Source organism: Ohtaekwangia sp. (genome assembly GCF_036786105.1).
Taxonomy (GTDB): Bacteria; Bacteroidota; Bacteroidia; order Cytophagales; family Cyclobacteriaceae; genus Ohtaekwangia.
Genome location: NZ_DAIQRQ010000120.1, coordinates 2,593 through 4,375, shown reverse-complemented (window position 1 = coordinate 4,375; position 1,783 = coordinate 2,593). Strand labels below are relative to the sequence as shown.

Sequence of the window (1,783 nt, the reverse complement as noted above, 5' to 3'; positions counted from 1 at the left end):
TTAATGCCTGCGGGTTTAATCGCCAGGAGTATTTTTTCCGGATGGTATCTATCGCTTGCTGCCGCACGGTGGATTGATCGGCACCGGCTTTTACCTCCTGAACTTTTTTGGTTAGCAGGTTGGCAATCTCATACGAAGAATGAAAACCGGGATAGGCGGCTTCAGCTTTTTGAAAACAATCGCGGGCTGCTTCGAGATTACCTTGATGTAAATGTGCAAGGCCATCCTGTTCATACTGACGGGCGGTTTCAGCTTTGCTGGTGGCCGGATTTATTTTCAGTGAATCAGAAATAGATATACCATCACCTTTAAATACGGCAGCGGCATCTGCTATTTGTTTATACTCCGCCTCGTTACCGGTCTTCAAAGCCTGCTCGGCTCTTTTTACATAATAGCTGTTGATCATGGCCACTACATCGTCAGCAAACTTTTTATCGTCTGTTAGCGAAGGTATAATTTTGGTAAGGGCAATCGCTTTATCAGGATTGTTCGAATCGAACGCCTCACTGATGATCTGTTCTGTGAACTTGATCTTATCGAATGCACGCTGCTGTTGCTGCAGTGTGTCGTTGATATAATAACCGACACCGGCCAGTACGGCCGGCACGACAAGGGTTTGTATCCAGAATTTTAAACTGTCTGACATAGATCACTTCTTTTTCCCTTCGCGATTAAAAATATTAAACAACGGTATATCTACCGCAAGAAATGCACTCCAGCGCCAATAAGGATTATCAACCACCGTAGTGCCATCGGCCTGTACCTTGCTTAACCCCGGACCATATTGTCCGCCAAAACCAATGGATAGTGGCAGGTTAAACGGAAATCCATATACAATATACCCACCGGGAGAAAATATCTGTCCGAGTTTTATCTGGTAGTTCTTGCTGGTCTCCACGGTCTTTGTACCTCCTGCTGATACCGAATCATACTTCAAATGATAATCTACAATAGCACCGAGGTCTAGCAGCGAAGCAAACACGCTGGCAGAGCCCCACTTTTTAAAACCATAGCTGGCCGATATACCGATGGGTGCTACTACACCAAATTTACTATTCCAGGCCCGGTCGATAGCACCACCTGCATTATTGCTCCAATAGGCTCCGAGATACGATTGAACAGAAACATTCCATTGCGAATTTTTCTTGATCGATGAGCTTCCCACCGGCAGCACCGCAGCTTCGATAGCGTTCTTTACTTCGTCAGGAGTTTTGGCGTTGGCTACGTTAGACATGAACAGCCCATACTTGGATACTTCCGGTATAATTTTCTCCAGTTTTTCTATATCATTTTTAATAAGCGCTACGGCCTGCGGAATAATGCCTTTCGAATTCAGCTTCTCTATTATACCAGCATTGGCTTGCAGTACTTCCACGTCTTCATCGGTTGCTTTTCCTGAAGTTTGAATCGCAGTGACTACCTTTTTAACATCTGCATCTGGTATAGCGGCTACATCTGACGTATTTACCTTTTTGAGATCGTTGGTAATGCGTGTATTTTTATCTTTCTCCACTACGCCACTAATGCCCTTGAATATATCTACCGCATTTACTACAGCAGCGCTATATTCCTTTTTGAATATATTTTTATACAGATCATTGCCGCTGCGCATGATCTTGACATAGTCGTCTGCCAGAAATTGCGCATTAAACAGCTTAACCAAACCAAAGCTATATTCCACTACATCAATACCTGCACTGATGTAGGTATAATAATCATCATTAGTCAGCTTTTCATGAGCTTGTTGTTTTTCCTTTATATCGGCAGCGATGTTCTCCACTTT

Annotated in this window: 2 protein-coding genes; both read right to left on the bottom strand. The window is 43.7% G+C overall.

Features of this window, described 5'->3' with window-relative positions; all coding sequences use genetic code 11:
* A partial coding sequence (locus V7Q33_RS23145; protein ID WP_333821467.1) for a hypothetical protein occupies nt 1-646 on the bottom strand: 646 nt, incomplete at its 3' end.
* 3 nt (nt 647-649) lie between these two features.
* On the bottom strand, nt 650-1,783 hold a 1,134-nt coding region (locus V7Q33_RS23140; RefSeq protein ID WP_333821466.1), incomplete at its 5' end, for a hypothetical protein.